General features: G+C 58.6%; 17 protein-coding genes. 11 read left to right on the top strand and 6 right to left on the bottom strand.

Annotated features, from left to right (window positions below; all coding sequences use genetic code 11):
• From VOI23_RS00005 to VOI23_RS00015, 3 genes are all read left to right on the top strand, one after another.
• A partial coding sequence (locus VOI23_RS00005) for a hypothetical protein (protein ID WP_323779653.1) occupies window positions 1–196 on the top strand: 196 nt, incomplete at its 5' end.
• A gap of 91 nt (window positions 197–287) precedes the next feature.
• Entirely contained in the window at window positions 288–566 is a 279-nt protein-coding gene (locus VOI23_RS00010) for a hypothetical protein (protein ID WP_323779656.1), read from the top strand.
• Between the two features lie 444 nt (window positions 567–1,010).
• The gene (locus VOI23_RS00015) at window positions 1,011–1,652 is read left to right on the top strand and encodes a class I SAM-dependent methyltransferase (protein WP_323779658.1); all 642 of its coding nucleotides are present in this window, start codon (window positions 1,011–1,013) and stop codon (window positions 1,650–1,652) included.
• Window positions 1,653–1,733: 81 nt separating this feature from the next.
• Here the strand turns inward: VOI23_RS00015 and VOI23_RS00020 are convergent, their stop codons facing one another.
• Window positions 1,734–2,318 (bottom strand): rhodanese-like domain-containing protein, encoded by a 585-nt coding sequence (locus VOI23_RS00020; protein ID WP_323779661.1) that lies wholly within the window; start codon window positions 2,316–2,318, stop codon window positions 1,734–1,736.
• Between the two features lie 147 nt (window positions 2,319–2,465).
• Between VOI23_RS00020 and VOI23_RS00025 the strand changes: the two genes are divergently transcribed.
• The 7 genes from VOI23_RS00025 (at window position 2,466) to VOI23_RS00055 (ending at window position 6,910) form a co-directional block, all read left to right on the top strand.
• The gene (locus tag VOI23_RS00025; protein ID WP_323779664.1) at window positions 2,466–2,768 is read left to right on the top strand and encodes a hypothetical protein; all 303 of its coding nucleotides are present in this window, start codon (window positions 2,466–2,468) and stop codon (window positions 2,766–2,768) included.
• A 69-nt stretch (window positions 2,769–2,837) separates the two neighbouring features.
• Window positions 2,838–3,293, top strand: coding sequence for a universal stress protein (locus VOI23_RS00030; RefSeq protein WP_323779667.1), 456 nt, complete (start codon window positions 2,838–2,840; stop codon window positions 3,291–3,293).
• 90 nt (window positions 3,294–3,383) lie between these two features.
• Window positions 3,384–3,947 (top strand): NifU family protein, encoded by a 564-nt coding sequence (locus VOI23_RS00035; protein WP_323779669.1) that lies wholly within the window; start codon window positions 3,384–3,386, stop codon window positions 3,945–3,947.
• Entirely contained in the window at window positions 3,937–4,536 is a 600-nt protein-coding gene (tsaB, locus tag VOI23_RS00040; RefSeq protein ID WP_323779672.1) for a tRNA (adenosine(37)-N6)-threonylcarbamoyltransferase complex dimerization subunit type 1 TsaB, read from the top strand. Before VOI23_RS00035 ends, tsaB begins: the two co-directional genes overlap by 11 nt.
• Window positions 4,526–4,963 carry a GNAT family N-acetyltransferase gene (locus VOI23_RS00045; protein ID WP_323779676.1) on the top strand — a complete coding sequence of 146 codons (438 nt, stop codon included), beginning with the start codon at window positions 4,526–4,528 and terminating at the stop codon, window positions 4,961–4,963. The genes tsaB and VOI23_RS00045 overlap by 11 nt, the downstream gene beginning before the upstream one ends.
• A gap of 256 nt (window positions 4,964–5,219) precedes the next feature.
• Window positions 5,220–6,146, top strand: coding sequence for a sulfite exporter TauE/SafE family protein (locus VOI23_RS00050; protein ID WP_323779679.1), 927 nt, complete (start codon window positions 5,220–5,222; stop codon window positions 6,144–6,146).
• Complete coding sequence (locus VOI23_RS00055) at window positions 6,143–6,910, top strand: TIGR02186 family protein (protein ID WP_323779681.1); 768 nt, start codon at window positions 6,143–6,145, stop codon at window positions 6,908–6,910. The genes VOI23_RS00050 and VOI23_RS00055 overlap by 4 nt, the downstream gene beginning before the upstream one ends.
• 29 nt (window positions 6,911–6,939) lie before the next feature.
• Here VOI23_RS00055 and VOI23_RS00060 read toward each other — a convergent pair whose 3' ends face one another.
• The 5 genes from VOI23_RS00060 to VOI23_RS00080 form a co-directional block, all read right to left on the bottom strand.
• Complete coding sequence (locus tag VOI23_RS00060) at window positions 6,940–7,659, bottom strand: SDR family oxidoreductase (RefSeq protein WP_323779684.1); 720 nt, start codon at window positions 7,657–7,659, stop codon at window positions 6,940–6,942.
• Window positions 7,656–9,188 carry an ATP-dependent DNA helicase gene (locus VOI23_RS00065; RefSeq protein ID WP_323779687.1) on the bottom strand — a complete coding sequence of 511 codons (1,533 nt, stop codon included), beginning with the start codon at window positions 9,186–9,188 and terminating at the stop codon, window positions 7,656–7,658. Before VOI23_RS00065 ends, VOI23_RS00060 begins: the two co-directional genes overlap by 4 nt.
• 32 nt (window positions 9,189–9,220) lie before the next feature.
• Window positions 9,221–9,793, bottom strand: a complete 573-nt coding sequence (locus tag VOI23_RS00070; protein ID WP_323779689.1) for a hypothetical protein — start codon at window positions 9,791–9,793, stop codon at window positions 9,221–9,223.
• 148 nt (window positions 9,794–9,941) lie between these two features.
• Window positions 9,942–11,231, bottom strand: coding sequence for a crotonyl-CoA carboxylase/reductase (gene ccrA, locus VOI23_RS00075; protein ID WP_323779692.1), 1,290 nt, complete (start codon window positions 11,229–11,231; stop codon window positions 9,942–9,944).
• 134 nt (window positions 11,232–11,365) lie between these two features.
• A complete protein-coding gene (locus tag VOI23_RS00080; protein WP_323779695.1) occupies window positions 11,366–12,724 on the bottom strand; it encodes a 1-acyl-sn-glycerol-3-phosphate acyltransferase in 1,359 nt (452 codons plus the stop codon).
• 151 nt (window positions 12,725–12,875) lie between these two features.
• On the opposite strand from VOI23_RS00080, the gene VOI23_RS00085 reads away from it, so the two are divergent.
• Window positions 12,876–14,855 (top strand): protein meaA, encoded by a 1,980-nt coding sequence (locus tag VOI23_RS00085; RefSeq protein ID WP_323779698.1) that lies wholly within the window; start codon window positions 12,876–12,878, stop codon window positions 14,853–14,855.
• Window positions 14,856–14,860: the final 5 nt, after the last annotated feature.

The following is a 14,860-nucleotide window of genomic DNA, read 5'->3' on the forward strand; positions in this document are numbered from 1 at the left end:
CAGCCTGGTGCTCCTTCAGGATGCCGATAATCTGATCTTCGCTGAAACGGCTTCTCTTCATCGTCTGTCTCCTTCGTCAGAGAACAGACTAACCTCAAACTGCGGACTTTTCAGGGGAGCACGTCAATCCAGACTGGAAAAGCTTCATATCCGCTCAAAACCCCAAAAAACAAAAAAATTTCCAAGAAACTGCTGATTGTTATCAAAAATGGAGGTCGAAGGTTGGGCATATTAAGTGGTTTGCTCCTCCTAAAAGCGATTGGCAATCGCCTGAGTTCAACATCACCGTGAATCCCGAACTCGGCCTTGAACTGGGCGGAGAAAAGCACGCAATAAAGCTCTTCCTCAACAAAAACAAACTATCAAAGCTGAAAGCCCAAATGGCTGGCCTTATCATGAACCAAACGCTAGCTGGCCTTTCGCCCGAAACTAAGTTTACGATTTTTGACGTGAAGGCTGGAAATTTTCATACCTTTTCCGGCGCATCAGAAAAACTTAGCTATTTGCTTATTGGCGAAACCGCTCACTTGTCAGCGATGCTGAATGCGATCCGAGACCATGACTAGAAAGCCGTAGGGTGGGCTTACAGCCCACCATCCCCCGGCACCATCGGCGCAAAAGGTGGGATGAAATCCCACCCACCCCTATGCCGGACCCTCTCAAGCCGTCCAATCCCAAGCGCCATCGGCGGGCCGCGGTGCGGCGATCCGACGGTTGTGATGTGGCCATTGATCCCGCCGCTCCGCAAACCTTCCGAACGATGCGCGAACCTCACCCAATCGCCGTGCCGTTTCGCCGTAGGCGAGCCGATTTATAGTCGGCGCACCTTTGGTGCGACGGGCGGCCCGGGCGTCTGGCGGGGCGGGTTGCGCCCTTGGTCCGCGCCAGCAAACCGGAGGGCGGGTTTCCGGACCGTCACACCCGGGCTTTGCTGCCTGACAATCCCGGTTCCCCCTGTTCCAACCGCGTGCCATAACAATCCCAACGCAGCAGTCAATTCCGGGGCAGCCATGTCAAAATTCAATTTCATTACCCAGACCTTTGCCGACATCCCCTATATGGACCAGGCCCATGCGGCACTGCTGCGGCAGATCATTCAGGACCACGGCGCGCAGGACATTCTGGAAATCGGGTTCTTTCAGGGTAAAAGCAGCGCCTATATCGGGGCCATTCTGGAAGATCAGGGCGCCGGGCATCTGGTCACTATCGACCGGACCAGCGCGGCCAACCGGTCCCCGAATATCAACGATCTGCTGAAAACCGCCGGGCTGGACCACCGGGTCACGCCGCGCATCGCCCATCGGTCCTATACCTGGGAATTACAGAAGCTGATCAACAGCACGCCAAGGCCGCAATTCGACCTGTGCTATTTCGATGGCGGGCATCACTGGGACGGCACCGGCTTTGGCGTTTTGCTGGTCGATATGCTGCTCAAACCCGGCGGTATTCTGGTGCTGGACGATATGAACTGGTCAATGGCGACATCGCCCCATCATCAGAAAAACCCGGCGACGACAAAGGCGTTTTCGCAGGACGAACAGGAAACCCGCACCGTTCGGCTGGTGTGGGATACGGTGTTGCCGCATCTGGGCTACACCCATGTGCGCGAACACCCCGGCGCCGATTGGGGCGTTGCACGCAAACCGGGCTGAGGCGGTCAGATCAGCGGCACGAACGGCACCCCGCATCCCGCCAGAACCAGAAAGCCCGTCATCAGAATCCAGCGCATCGCGTTATTCCCCTGTCACGGTCAGCCCCAGCAACCGCCAGGCCTGCATACCGCCACGATAGTAATAAATGTGATCGGCAGGGAAGCCCGCTTCGATCATGTTGCGGATCGCGGTGGGGGATTGGCCACACCAGTTGCCGTTGCAGAACAACGCAACGCGAGTGGGGTTTTCACAGACATAGCCGTCAAAATCGATGTCACAGCCCAATTCGCCCAGATGATCAATCACCTGCGTGTAAGGCACGTTGATCGCGCCCGGGATCGACCCGCCCTCGAACCATTCCGGCGTGCGGCTGTCCATCACCACCACCTCGGGGTCCTGCAACAGCGCGATCAGTTCCAGTTCGCCGATCGTGGTGACGCCTGGTGCGGGCGATTGCGGCTGAATGCAAAAAGGCGGGCAGGCGCGCGAGGTACGGCCCCAGTCGTCATCGATCCGGTGATCGTTATCTCCGATGCGCCTGATTTCCGCCGTGCCGTCGGTCAGCGGGATCGTCACCGATGCGGTGTCCCGGGTGATATTGACCGGCTTGTCCTCGGCCCAGACCGGCGCGGCCATCAGTGTCAGCAAAACCAAGAGTTTCTTCATTATTCCCCCACATTTCCCGCGACAGCGGGGCCAATTGAAATCATTTGCGCCCTGAGGCATAATCGGTCGTCGAGCACGTAGAGTAACATGTGGGGCGGTTCAAAATAAGGTGTAAACACCTGCGCACCCCGAGAACGAGGCAGATATATGAAACGCTTCCTTTGGGCCGCTTCGTTGGCGATGACCATTGTACCAATTGTCGCCGAGGCCGGACCGATCGACCGGGCTTGCATGGCCTCGAACCGGAAACAGAAAAGCTGGGCCTTGTGCCGCTGTATTCAGGACGTGGCCAACCAAACGCTAAGCCGCGCCGATCAGCGCCGCGCCGCAAAGTTCTTCCAAGATCCGCACAAAGCGCAGGAAATCCGCCAATCCGACAGCCGGACCCATGAAAGGTTCTGGCTGCGTTACAAGGAATTCGGCGCCACCGCCGCGGCCTTGTGTAAATGAGCGGTCATCACTGCCTGGTTGCCAGATCAAACCGCCTGCGCCATGATCCGGCAAAACAGGGAGTTGGGGATGCGTAAATTTCTTGTCATCCTGGATGACAGTCGCGAATGCCTGAATGCAATGCGGTTCGCCGCTATGCGCGCGGCCAAATCCGGCGGCGGCGTGAAAATATTGTCAGTTATTCCACCGGAAGAATTCAACCACTGGATCGGTGTGAGCGACATCATGCGGGAAGAAACCCGCGAACGGATCGAAGTGCATTACGAAGTATTTGCCAAATGGATGCGCGACCGTCAGGGCATCGATCCCGAGTTGGTGATCCGCGAGGGCGAACCGGTCACTGAGATCCTGAGCGAGATCGCCGACGACGCCGCGATTGGTGTGCTTGTGCTTGGCGCGGGCAGTGAAAAGAAGGGCCCGGGACCGTTGGTAACCCAGCTTAGTCGCAGCGCGGGCAGCCTGCCCGTACCGATTACCATCGTGCCCGGCGATCTGTCCAAGGAACGGCTGGACGCAATCACCTGAGCCTGCCAGAGGCTATTAGAACCATTCTAAACCTTGACTCCGGGCGATGTCGGGCGCATATCCTGAGTTAACTAGAAAGGTATCCTCGCGATGTTTATTCAGACAGAATCCACACCGAACCCGGCAACGCTGAAATTCCTGCCCGGTCAGGCCGTTCTTGGCGCGGGCACTGCGGATTTCCCGTCGGCAGACGCGGCCGGCACATCGCCTCTGGCGCAGCGGATTTTTGCGGTCAGCGGCGTGAGCGGCGTGTTTTTTGGCGGCGATTTCGTCACCGTGACCAAGGTTGACGATGTCGAATGGGATCACATCAAGCCCGGCATTCTGGGCGCGATCATGGAACATTATCAATCCGGTCAACCGGTGATGGCGGGCGACAGCACTGCGGCGTCGGGTCATGCCGAGCACGACGGCCCGGACGCCGAAATCGTCGGCCAGATCAAGGAACTTCTGGATACCCGGGTGCGCCCGGCAGTGGCGCAGGATGGTGGCGACATTACCTTTCACGGCTTCGATCGCGGTGTGGTCTACCTGCATATGCAGGGGGCCTGCGCGGGATGTCCGTCTTCGACCCTGACGTTGAAAATGGGCATCGAAAACCTGCTGCGCCATTATATTCCCGAAGTAACCGAGGTACGCCCTGTTGCCGTCTGAACCACTGGTGCTGGCGTTTGACACATCGGCCGCGCATTGCGCGGCCGCTTTGCTGTCGGGTGACAGAATAGTCGCATCCCGGGCCGAAGACATGGGTCGGGGTCAGGCGGAACGGCTGTTACCATTGCTGGAAGAGGTATTAAGTGAGGCAGACAAGGGCTGGGCCGATCTGGATGCCATCGCTGTCGGTACCGGTCCGGGCAATTTTACCGGCATCCGGATTTCAGTATCCGCCGCGCGCGGGCTGGCGCTGGCGCTGGACATTCCGGCGCTTGGGGTGACCACGTTTGCAGCCACCAGCCTGAATCATGACGAACCGCATATACCGGTTGTCCCTGGCCCGCGCGATCAGGTCTATATCGCCCCGACCGGCGAACCCGCCCGAATGGCAGCGCGGGATGAATCGGCTTTGTTAGAGCCGCCACTGCTCGCTGCTCCGCCTCCGGCGCGTCTCGCTGAAAACATGGCCCGGATTGTTGCGGCGACATATTCCGATACGACCCTGCCCCCTGCCCCACTTTACATCAAAGCTGCCGACGCTGCGCCGCCGCGCGATCCGGCGCCGGTCATCCTGTCCGATGAAAGCTGAAGAGCTGGCCCGCATTCACCGGGACGCGTTTACCGCGCAACGCCCATGGGCGGCTTCCGAATTCCGGTCTTTGCTGTCATCGCCGCACGTCTTTGTTGTTTTTAGCGATCATGCTTTCGCCTTAGGGCGGGTGATCGCGGAAGAGGCCGAATTGCTGACGCTGGCGACAGAACCAGAGTATCAACGGCAGGGCCAAGGCCGTACGGTGCTGGACCTTTATCATGCGGCCGCTCAAGAGCGCGGAGCCGAAACATCGTTTCTGGAAGTAGCCGAAAATAACCTGCCTGCAATAAAACTCTATCGGACAGCGGGCTACGAGCAGACTGCGATACGGCCGGGTTATTATCGACAACCCGATGGCAGCGCTGTGGCGGCGCTGATCCTGTCCCGCAGCCTGCCCCCAGATCGTTCAGAAATCGCCCACTGAGTCAAAAGGACCCGGCAGTTTCCTGCCGCAACTGATTTTTGACCAGAGTGATTCTCACCGGTTTTGCCCGCAACGCAACTCAGCGAAGCGACAGGGCTTAACGCTAAGCAAAACAGCCAAAAATCGCTGCATAACTAGTCCTGCTATACGTCCGCGCAGCCCGGTTATGCCCTATGGAGCACACCGAAGCGGTGTTGAGGCACATTTGCAGCGCAGCATGCTTGATTACCCGGCGTGGGTCGAGCTAGGAACGGACATGAATATTTACCTGCCCATCGCTGAAGTCTCGGTCAACGCGTTCCTGTTACTGGGCTTGGGCGGCATTGTCGGCATCCTGTCGGGTATCTTTGGTGTCGGCGGCGGGTTTCTGATCACGCCATTGCTGTTTTTTGTCGGCATTCCGCCCGCCGTGGCGGTGGCGACCTCGGCCAATCAGATCGTCGCCTCATCGGTATCCGGTCTGATGGCGCATCTGAAGCGCAAGACCGTCGATTTGAAAATGGGGTATGTGCTGCTGGTTGGAGGGCTGATCGGATCGGGCGCCGGGGTGGTTGTGTTCAACTATCTCAGATCTCTGGGTCAGGTCGATTTGATGGTGCGGCTTTGCTATGTCGTGTTCCTGGGTATCATCGGGGCGCTCATGTTCGTCGAAAGCCTGCGCGCGATCCAACGCGCCCGCAAGGCGGGCGGTGTGATGCCGAAAAAGCGCAAACAGCGCAATTGGATTCATGCCCTGCCCTTCAAAATGCGGTTTCGTGCCTCCAGCCTTTATATCTCGGCGATACCGCCCTTGATCGTCGGATTCGCCGTTGGATTGCTGGCGGCGATCATGGGTGTCGGCGGCGGTTTCATCATGGTCCCCGCGATGATTTATATTCTGGGAATGCCGACCAAGGTTGTGGTCGGTACTTCGCTGTTCCAAATCATTTTCGTTGCCGGGTTCACCACCCTGTTGCATGCGATCACCAACAATACCGTCGATCTGCCACTGGCGCTGTTCTTGCTGATCGGCGGCGTAATCGGGGCGCAGGTGGGCACCAGTATCGGGGTCAAGCTGAGGGCGGAAATGTTGCGTGTGTTGTTGGCACTGCTGGTGCTGTCCGTTTGCGGCAAGATCGCACTGGAGCTGTTGATCGAACCATCCGAGCTTTATTCGCTGGCCCAAGCGGGAGCGGAAGGATGAGCCGGTTTCTGGCCCTGTTTTTTCTCATGCTGATGCCGCTACAAGCTGCCGCACAAGATGAAGAAATTGTGCTGGGCCTGTCACAAAACCAAGTGGCGATCACCGCACGGTTCGACGGGTCCGACATTCTGCTGTTCGGTGCGGTCAAGCGTGAGACACCGATCCCGGACGACCCGTTAGAAGTAATCGTTACCGTTGAAGGACCCTCCGGTCCGTTGCTGGTGCGACGCAAGGAGCAGCGTTTCGGCATCTGGATCAATGCGGCGTCACTGGAAGTTGACAGCGCTCCGGTCTTTTATGCCGTTGCCTCCAGCGGACCGTTGTCCGAGGTGCTGGAGCGGATCGAAAACGAGCGTTACAAAATCACCGTAGATCGTGCCATTCAAACTGTCAGCCGCACGGTGGAATTCGGCAATACCAAAGATTTCACAAAGGCCCTGATCCGAATTCAGCAGGAAAATAATAGTTATCAACTGCTGGAAAACGCGGTCGTGGTCGATCAGCAGACGCTGTTTCGGACGTCAATCGCCCTGCCTTCGAACCTGACCGAGGGCGCTTACAAGGCGCGGATTTTCCTGACCCGGGATGGCAGTGTGATATCGCATTTCGAAACCACCATTGATGTACGCAAGGTCGGGCTGGAACGCTTCCTGTATAATCTGGCTCAGGAACACGCGCCGATCTACGGGGTGTTGTCGGTGGTCATCGCAATCGTTGCTGGCTGGGGGGCGTCTGCCGTGTTCCGGCTGATCCGCGAGAGGTAACAATCCCCCGGCTACCAGATTGGCAGCCCTCAGCCGCGCCCGATAAAGGGCATCTTGGTCGCCATCAGGGTCATGAATTGCACATTCGCCTCGGGTGCCAGTCCGGCCATTTGCTGCACCGCCTTGGCAACATCGTCCACCGCCATCGTCGGCGGCGGATTATCGGGGTTCTGGTCGATGATCCCTTGCAGAAGTTCGGTCCGCGCATTGCCGATGTCAATCTGACCGCAGGCAATGTCAAAGGCCCGCCCGTCAAGCGACAGCGTCTTGGTCAGCCCGGTAATCGCGTGTTTGGTCGTGGTATAACAGACCGACCCTTCGCGCGGGGCGTGGGCGCTGATTGATCCGTTGTTGATGATCCGGCCCCCTTGTGGTTTTTGCGCCCGCATCCGTTTGAAAGCCGCCCGGGCACAGAAAAACATACCGTCCAGGTTGACCGACCGCACCTGACGCCAGTCCTCGATACTGATCTCGTCAATCGGGGCGGCACTGCCGAACATACCGGCATTGTTGAATAGAACGTCCAGTCGCCCGGCCTGATCCACGAACCGATCAAAAGCGGCGTCAACACTGTCCGGATCGGTCACGTCACAGGGCAGAATAATCGCGTTTTCGCCCCCTTCGGCAACCTGTTTCAGCGCCGCTTCTCGCCGTGCCAGCAACCCGACACGCCAGCCATGGTCCAAAAATGACCGGGCGCAGGCCGCGCCGATCCCGGCGCTGGCACCGGTGACGATTATCGTTTTCATTCTTCTGCCTCCTGCAACAGGCTCAGTGGTGCGGCGGGTACGGTGCGCAGATCATCGACCCGTAGCGGTCCGCTGGGTTTCGAAAGTCGCGGCCGCACCACCCAATGCAGCCGCTCTTCGGCCCGGGTGATGGCGACATAGGCCAAACGCTTCCACAGGGGTTGCCCCGCTTCGACCCTGCCCATCCGGGCCGCCGCGTAAAGATCGGGGGCAAAAACCTGCACATCGCGCCATTGCGATCCCTGCGCCTTGTGAATGGTGACTGCCGCGCCGTGCAGAAACACCGCCCCCATACGGGCGGCAAAGGGGATGAAGGGTTCTTCTTCGTCCGGCTTTTCGATCTTAACGATGGACGCGGCGGACACTTGTGGGTCTTCGGCTCCGATCACATGCAAGCGGGAAAATCCGGTTTTCCGGCCCCGGCCAAGATAGATCACCTGCGCCCCCTTGATCAGCCCGCGCGCTTCGAGATCCAGCCGCTTTTTGCGGTGCTTCAAGGGCAGTTCGAGCCCGTCACAAATCAACGGCTCACCTTCCAGCAACGCGTCTTCAGGGGCGTCATAGACAGACCGGAAAGCATTGATCAGCCGAATGCGAGTGGCATTGCGCCAGACCAGAACCGGCGAACGTGCCATCAGGTCGACCTCAACCCGCTGGGCCCAGACCACACGTTCGTCGGTCTTGGCGGCCTGTTCGACCATGCGTTCGAAGTCTTCAAACCCTAGCGCCGGATCTGCCAGCGCATGGGCCAGATCCAGGATCGGGTTATCGGCGTCCTGCCGGTGGATGCGGTGCAGGCTCAGCACGGCAGGTTCCGGCATGGTGTCGAATACCATCTTGCCCGATTGCCCGACCGGGGCCAACTGCGCCGGATCGCCAAATAGCAGCAGAGTGGGGAAAATTTCCTTGAGATCGGCGAACTGTTTTTCATCCAACATCGAAGATTCATCGACGAACCCAATATCCAGAGGATCGTCACGGCGTTTCCAGCCGGTGATGAAATCCGATCCGCGCAGCCCCGCGGCAGCCAGCGCACCGGGAATTGACTTATGCAGCTGGTAAAACGCATGGGCACGGTTCAGCGCTTCGTCGGTTAGGCCTTCGATTTCCGGCTTTTCACCGTTTCCGGCCAGCCATTCCGCTATCTTTTCATATTCTGGATCATAGACGGGGGTGTAAAGAATACGGTGGATCGTCGTTGCCGGGACCCGCCGGTTGCGCAACACGCTGGCCGCCTTGTTGGTCGGGGCAAGGATCGCCAATGTGCGCCGGTCTTTGCGCTTGCGCCCTTCGTAATCGCCCGACACCACATCCACGCCCGCCGCTTCCAACGACTTATAAAGCTCGGCCAGCAACAAGGTTTTGCCCGAACCGGCCTTGCCGGTCACTGCCAGAACCCGGGTTTTGCCGTCCTGTGGCGGTGTCAGGATACCTTCGGCCAAATCCACACCGGCCGACCGCAGAACATCGGCGATACGGTCATAGGCTTCGGCCTGATCATGCGAAAATTGCAGCGCGGGTATGGTCATGGCGCGACCCTATATCGGGGTCACGCAAAGGGCTAGGGCCGCCTCTTCGTAAACTTTCGGATCTGCATTTCTTTCCGGTCCTGACAGTCCGGAAAAGCGCGCTCGAACCACATCGCCGATTGCGCCAGCGTCAACCGTGCCATGCGCGCCGCGCGAGCCTTGGCCTCAGCGTCCGGGGACCACAAACAGACCTGTGCTGCACCGTTGCAGGTCAGCAAACGCGGGCTTGCCCCGATCCCTGTGCAAATCCTCGCGAAACGCGCGTCATGGCTGCATGTAAAATGGTGCAAACTGAAGCGATCAAGAATTTCCGCCGCCCCCAACAACAGTGCCGCAGCGACGTTCAGATCGGAAACTGGCGACAGGCAGAACCGACTACAATGCCAGACCGCCGAACAGTCCGACAGGGGCACGAACCGCATCGATCCGCCATGGCGGCCATCGCCGCGTTGCCAAAGCAGGTAAAGTGGCCCCTGACCGCTCCTCGGATCACGGGTTTCGCCCATGACCAGACCCCGTGCATTCAGCCTCCCCGCATCCTGACACATGGTTTCGCGCAGATACGGATACCGGTGCAGGTGCTCGGCGGAAAGATAACGCAGCATCGTTTTCCCTCAGTTCGGGAAAACGCTAGACAGGACCGGTTAAGGGGCGGGAACCGGTGCGCACGCCTCAGCTACAGGGCTTTCATAAAAAAAATCCGCGGCGCATTTCCAGGCACCGCGGATCATTTTCGAATCTATCGTATCAGGCTTATTTCTTGCCTGCTTCCAAAACGTCTTCGAGGGTGCGCAACCCGGTCCGGGGGGCCTGAACCAGCACCGCCATATTGCCGGGCTTGTGTTCATTTCTCAGCATCTTGAGATGCGCATCGGGGATTTCCGCCCAAGGGAAGACTTCCGACATGCAGGGATCGATACGGCGTTCGATCATCAGCTTATTCGCGGCCGAAGCCTGTTTCAGATGCGCAAAGTGCGACCCCTGCAAACGCTTCTGATGCATCCACATGTAGCGCACGTCAAAGGTACAGTTGAACCCCGAGGTTCCGGCGCAGATCACGACCATGCCGCCCTTTTTCACCACCAGAGTCGAGACCGGGAACGTCGCTTCGCCGGGGTGTTCGAACACCATGTCGACGCTGACACCCTTGCCCAGAATATCCCAGATCGCCTTGCCAAATTTGCGGGCTTCTTTTAGCCACGCGTTGTATTCTGGCGTATTCACCGTGGGCAACTGACCCCAGCAATCGAAATCCTTGCGGTTGATCACGCCCTTGGCACCGAGGCTCATCACGAAGTCACGTTTGTCTTCGTCCGAAATCACCCCGATCGCGTTGGCGCCAGCGGCATTGGCCAGCTGGATCGCGAAAGACCCCAGTCCGCCCGAAGCGCCCCAGACCAGAACGTTCTGACCCGGCTTCAGTTCATGCGGATGATGGCCGAACAGCATCCGGTAAGCGGTGGCCAGTGTCAGGGTGTAACAGGCGCTTTCTTCCCAAGTCAGGTGCTTGGGGCGGCGCATCAGCTGCTGTGCCTGTACCCGGGTGAATTGCGCGAACGACCCGTCATAGGTTTCATATCCCCAGATCCGCTGCGTCGGCGAAAACATCGGGTCGCCGCCATTGCATTCCTCGTCATCGCCATCGTCCTGATTACAGTGGATCACGACTTCGTCGCCCACTTTCCAGGTTTTGACCTTATCGCCTACGGCCCAGACGATGCCCGACGCATCGGACCCGGCGATATGGTAGGGATGCTTGTGGGAATCGAAGGGCGAGATCGGAACGCCAAGACCGGCCCAGACGCCATTGTAGTTCACGCCGGCCGCCATCACCAGAACCAGCACTTCGTGGCTGTCGATTTTCCAGGTGTCTACGACTTCGACCTGGAACGATTTATCCGGTTCGCCGTGGCGGTCCTGACGGATCGCCCAAGCGTACATCTTTTCCGGCACATAACCCAACGGGGGCATTTCGCCGATTTCATATAGATCCTTTTCAGGGGCTTCGTAGGGGGCGATCCCCGTATCAGTATCCAGAGCCATCTTTGCCTCCAAGTTTGGGTCATGCCGCGATGCAGAATCGCGCTTCTGACCCGAGAGATAAAGACGGTCACGCAACAATGCAATCCAATTTAAGTTGATTTTGTAATTTTATGACCTCGCAACCGCAGAAAAATCTAAGCTGTCGATGCTGCATGAGCAAAAATATGCTCCACAGAGGCCGCATAAAACCGCAATAGCGGCTTTTCACGTTCAATCGGCACCACTTTGTCGCCGTCCAACCGGATCAGATTTCGTTGTTCCAACAACGTAATGGCCTGTTCCAGCGCCAGCCCCGCATGGTTGCGTGGCCAATAGACCGCCGAATGATTGCTTTCCAGCAGCAGCTTTTTCATCTGCAGTTCCAACGTCACCCGATCCGTCGCCCCTTGGGACAGCAGAAGATAGGCCAGAACCGGCACTGGCAGCACTGGCATTGCGGCCGATATCCGACGCATCATTTCGTCGGCCAATGCCTGCACATCGCCATCGAACCCGGCAAGCGGCAGCGGTTTTCCAAAACATACGCCAGCATGCCCATACCGCCGCCTGCGCCCTGACTGGCCTATCCAGATCACCTTCAGCACCCCCAAAAACACCGACCGCAACGACACCCGAAATCTGCGCTGTGATTTTTCGGCGGCGGCCAGAAGCGTGCAGTCTTCCAGCACGTGATCGTAATTCAACGCCACCGGCACAAAGATCACATCGCGCCCATCCGGATCGCGGGCATCGACGATATATTTCAAAATACCCAGTTTTGGATCGGCCAAGCGACCGGTCAGACTCAGCCGGCCTTCGGGAAAAACCGCCTGCGTGACCCCGGCGCGGGTCGCTAGGTAGACATATTTCGCCAGAATTTCCCGATAAAGCAGATCACCGTCCCGGCGCCGTATGAAATAGGCCCCCAAGGCGCGGATCAACCGGCTGAGCGGCCAGACCCGGGCCCATTCACCCACCGCATAGCTGAGCGCGCCACGCGGTGCGGCCAGATGGGTCAGCAACACATAATCCATATTGCTGCGGTGGTTCATCACCAAAACAACCGTCGCTTCGGTATCAAGTTGCTCAATACGCTCACCATCAAAATTGATGACCCGGACCTGATAAAAGCTGCGGCACAGCCAGCGCGCCACGCGCGCGGCAAAACTGAAATAGGTCCAGACGCTGAAGGCGGGCACGATTTCACCGGCGTAACGGCGGGCGCGTTCAAATGCGACGTTTTCCGGAATGCCTTCGCTTGCCGCATAGTCGGTGATCGCCTGGCCAATCTCGGGGTCATAAATCAGCCGCTGGATCATGTCGTAACGGCGCGCCAGCTTGAACGGTTCAATCGGCCTCGTCAAACGTGTGTTCAGCCGCGCCACCAGCCGCTCCATCCGTTTGCGGAAAAACCAGCGCACCGAGGGAAACAGGAAATGCGATGCAAAGGTGACCGCCGCAAAGGCGATCAACAAAGCCAGAACCCAAAGCGGCATTTCTACTGTGGTCGTCATTCTGGCAGCATGGCGCGGTTTTGCATTCCGGTAAATCACAAGGGTCAATAATCCGAAAATGCCGCGTTGCGGCGAATTGACAGCGCCACAAAATTCCAAGTATCAACACCAGGACGAAAGATTATTGCCCACCCTGATTCACGAGGCCGCCATGACCGAGACGAATAAAGACCGCCAAGCCGATCGCCCGTGGTTGTTCCGCACCTATGCGGGCCATTCGACCGCAAAGGCATCGAACGCGCTGTATCGCTCGAACCTGTCCAAGGGCCAGACCGGTTTGTCGGTGGCCTTCGACTTGCCGACCCAAACCGGGTATGACAGCGATCACATTCTGGCCAAGGGCGAGGTCGGTAAGGTCGGCGTCCCGGTCTGCCATCTGGGCGACATGCGGGCGTTGTTCGACGACATTCCGCTGGAACAGATGAACACCTCGATGACGATCAACGCCACAGCGCCTTGGCTATTGTCGCTTTATATCGCGGTGGCCGAAGAACAGGGGGCGGATATTTCCAAGCTGCAAGGCACGGTGCAAAACGACCTGATCAAGGAATACCTGAGCCGCGGCACCTATATCTGCCCACCGAAACCGTCGTTGAAAATGATCGCGGACGTGGCCGAATATTGCTATTCGAACGTGCCGAAATGGAACCCGATGAATGTCTGCTCCTATCACTTGCAGGAGGCAGGCGCGACACCGGAACAAGAATTGTCCTTTGCGCTGGCCACGGCGCAGGCGGTGCTGGACGAATTGCGCCCGCGCGTCCCAGAAGAGGATTTCCCGGCCATGGTCGGGCGGATTTCGTTCTTCGTGAACGCCGGTATCCGCTTCGTCACCGAGATGTGCAAGATGCGCGCTTTTGTCGATCTGTGGGACGAGATCTGCGAAAAGCGCTATGGCGTCGAAAATCCGAAATTCCGCCGCTTCCGCTACGGGGTGCAGGTGAACTCGCTGGGCCTGACCGAACAGCAGCCGGAAAACAACGTCTACCGCATCCTGATCGAAATGCTGGCAGTGACCCTGTCAAAGAAGGCCCGCGCCCGCGCGGTGCAACTGCCCGCCTGGAACGAAGCCCTGGGTCTGCCGCGCCCCTGGGATCAGCAATGGTCGCTTCGGATGCAGCAGATCATGGCCTATGAGACCGACCTGCTGGAATACGAAGACCTGTTCGATGGCAACCCGGCAGTCGACGCCAAAGTCGAAGCACTGAAAGACGGCGCGCGGCATGAATTGGCCAATCTCGATAGCATGGGCGGGGCCGTTGCCGCAATCGACTATATGAAGGGACGGTTGGTCGATTCCAATGCCGAGCGGCTGAACCGGATCGAAAAAAACGAAACCATCGTGGTCGGCGTGAACAAATGGACCGAAGGCGAACCGTCGCCGCTGATGACCGGCGATGGTGGCATCATGACCGTCGATCCCGCCATGGAGGCCGATCAGGTCGACCGGTTGCAGGGCTGGAAAGCCGACCGCGATCAGGCAGCGGTTGACAAAGCGCTCGCCGATCTGCGCGCCGCAGCGCAAGCCGGTGACAATGTGATGCCCGCCTCAATCGCCGCGGCAAAGGCCGGGGTGACAACAGGCGAATGGGCGGCGCAGATGCGGGCGGTTTTCGGTGAATATCGCGGCCCGACCGGGGTGTCGAAATCGGTATCGAACAAAACCGAAGGCCTGGAAGACATCCGCGAGGCGGTGAACATGGCCAGTGACAGGCTGGGCCGCCGCTTGAAATTCCTGGTTGGTAAACCGGGGCTGGACGGCCATTCCAACGGAGCCGAACAAATCGCCTTCCGTGCCCGCGATTGCGGCATGGATATCGACTACGAAGGCATCCGGCTGACGCCAGAGGAGTTGGTCAAGGCGGCGCAGGAAACCCGGGCGCATGTTGTCGGCCTGTCGATCCTGTCGGGATCGCATATGCCACTGGTCGAAGACCTGATGGACAGGATGCGTGGTGCCGGTCTGGGACATATTCCGGTGATCGTCGGCGGCATCATCCCCGACAATGACGCGGCCCGGCTTCTGGAAATGGGTGTGGCCAAGGTTTACACGCCAAAGGATTTCGAACTGAACGCGATTATGAAAGACATCGTGATGCTGGTCGACCCGAAGGTGGCGGCGGCGGAATAGCCCCA

The sequence above is a fragment of the Thalassovita sp. genome, assembly GCF_034670005.1.
In the GTDB taxonomy this organism is placed as follows: Bacteria; Pseudomonadota; Alphaproteobacteria; order Rhodobacterales; family Rhodobacteraceae; genus Thalassobius.

What these genes read in the sequence shown, in the direction of transcription:
- VOI23_RS00080 (WP_323779695.1), bottom strand. Translation starts at nt 12,724, where the DNA reads ATGACGACCACAGTAGAAATGCCGCTTTGGGTTCTGGCTTTGTTGATC.
- VOI23_RS00015 (WP_323779658.1), top strand. Translation starts at nt 1,011, where the DNA reads ATGTCAAAATTCAATTTCATTACCCAGACCTTTGCCGACATCCCCTAT.
- VOI23_RS00055 (WP_323779681.1), top strand. Translation starts at nt 6,143, where the DNA reads ATGAGCCGGTTTCTGGCCCTGTTTTTTCTCATGCTGATGCCGCTACAA.
- VOI23_RS00050 (WP_323779679.1), top strand. Translation starts at nt 5,220, where the DNA reads ATGAATATTTACCTGCCCATCGCTGAAGTCTCGGTCAACGCGTTCCTG.
- VOI23_RS00085 (WP_323779698.1), top strand. Translation starts at nt 12,876, where the DNA reads ATGACCGAGACGAATAAAGACCGCCAAGCCGATCGCCCGTGGTTGTTC.
- VOI23_RS00070 (WP_323779689.1), bottom strand. Translation starts at nt 9,793, where the DNA reads ATGCTGCGTTATCTTTCCGCCGAGCACCTGCACCGGTATCCGTATCTG.
- VOI23_RS00030 (WP_323779667.1), top strand. Translation starts at nt 2,838, where the DNA reads ATGCGTAAATTTCTTGTCATCCTGGATGACAGTCGCGAATGCCTGAAT.
- VOI23_RS00045 (WP_323779676.1), top strand. Translation starts at nt 4,526, where the DNA reads ATGAAAGCTGAAGAGCTGGCCCGCATTCACCGGGACGCGTTTACCGCG.
- VOI23_RS00025 (WP_323779664.1), top strand. Translation starts at nt 2,466, where the DNA reads ATGAAACGCTTCCTTTGGGCCGCTTCGTTGGCGATGACCATTGTACCA.
- VOI23_RS00065 (WP_323779687.1), bottom strand. Translation starts at nt 9,188, where the DNA reads ATGACCATACCCGCGCTGCAATTTTCGCATGATCAGGCCGAAGCCTAT.
- VOI23_RS00035 (WP_323779669.1), top strand. Translation starts at nt 3,384, where the DNA reads ATGTTTATTCAGACAGAATCCACACCGAACCCGGCAACGCTGAAATTC.
- ccrA (WP_323779692.1), bottom strand. Translation starts at nt 11,231, where the DNA reads ATGGCTCTGGATACTGATACGGGGATCGCCCCCTACGAAGCCCCTGAA.
- VOI23_RS00020 (WP_323779661.1), bottom strand. Translation starts at nt 2,318, where the DNA reads ATGAAGAAACTCTTGGTTTTGCTGACACTGATGGCCGCGCCGGTCTGG.
- VOI23_RS00060 (WP_323779684.1), bottom strand. Translation starts at nt 7,659, where the DNA reads ATGAAAACGATAATCGTCACCGGTGCCAGCGCCGGGATCGGCGCGGCC.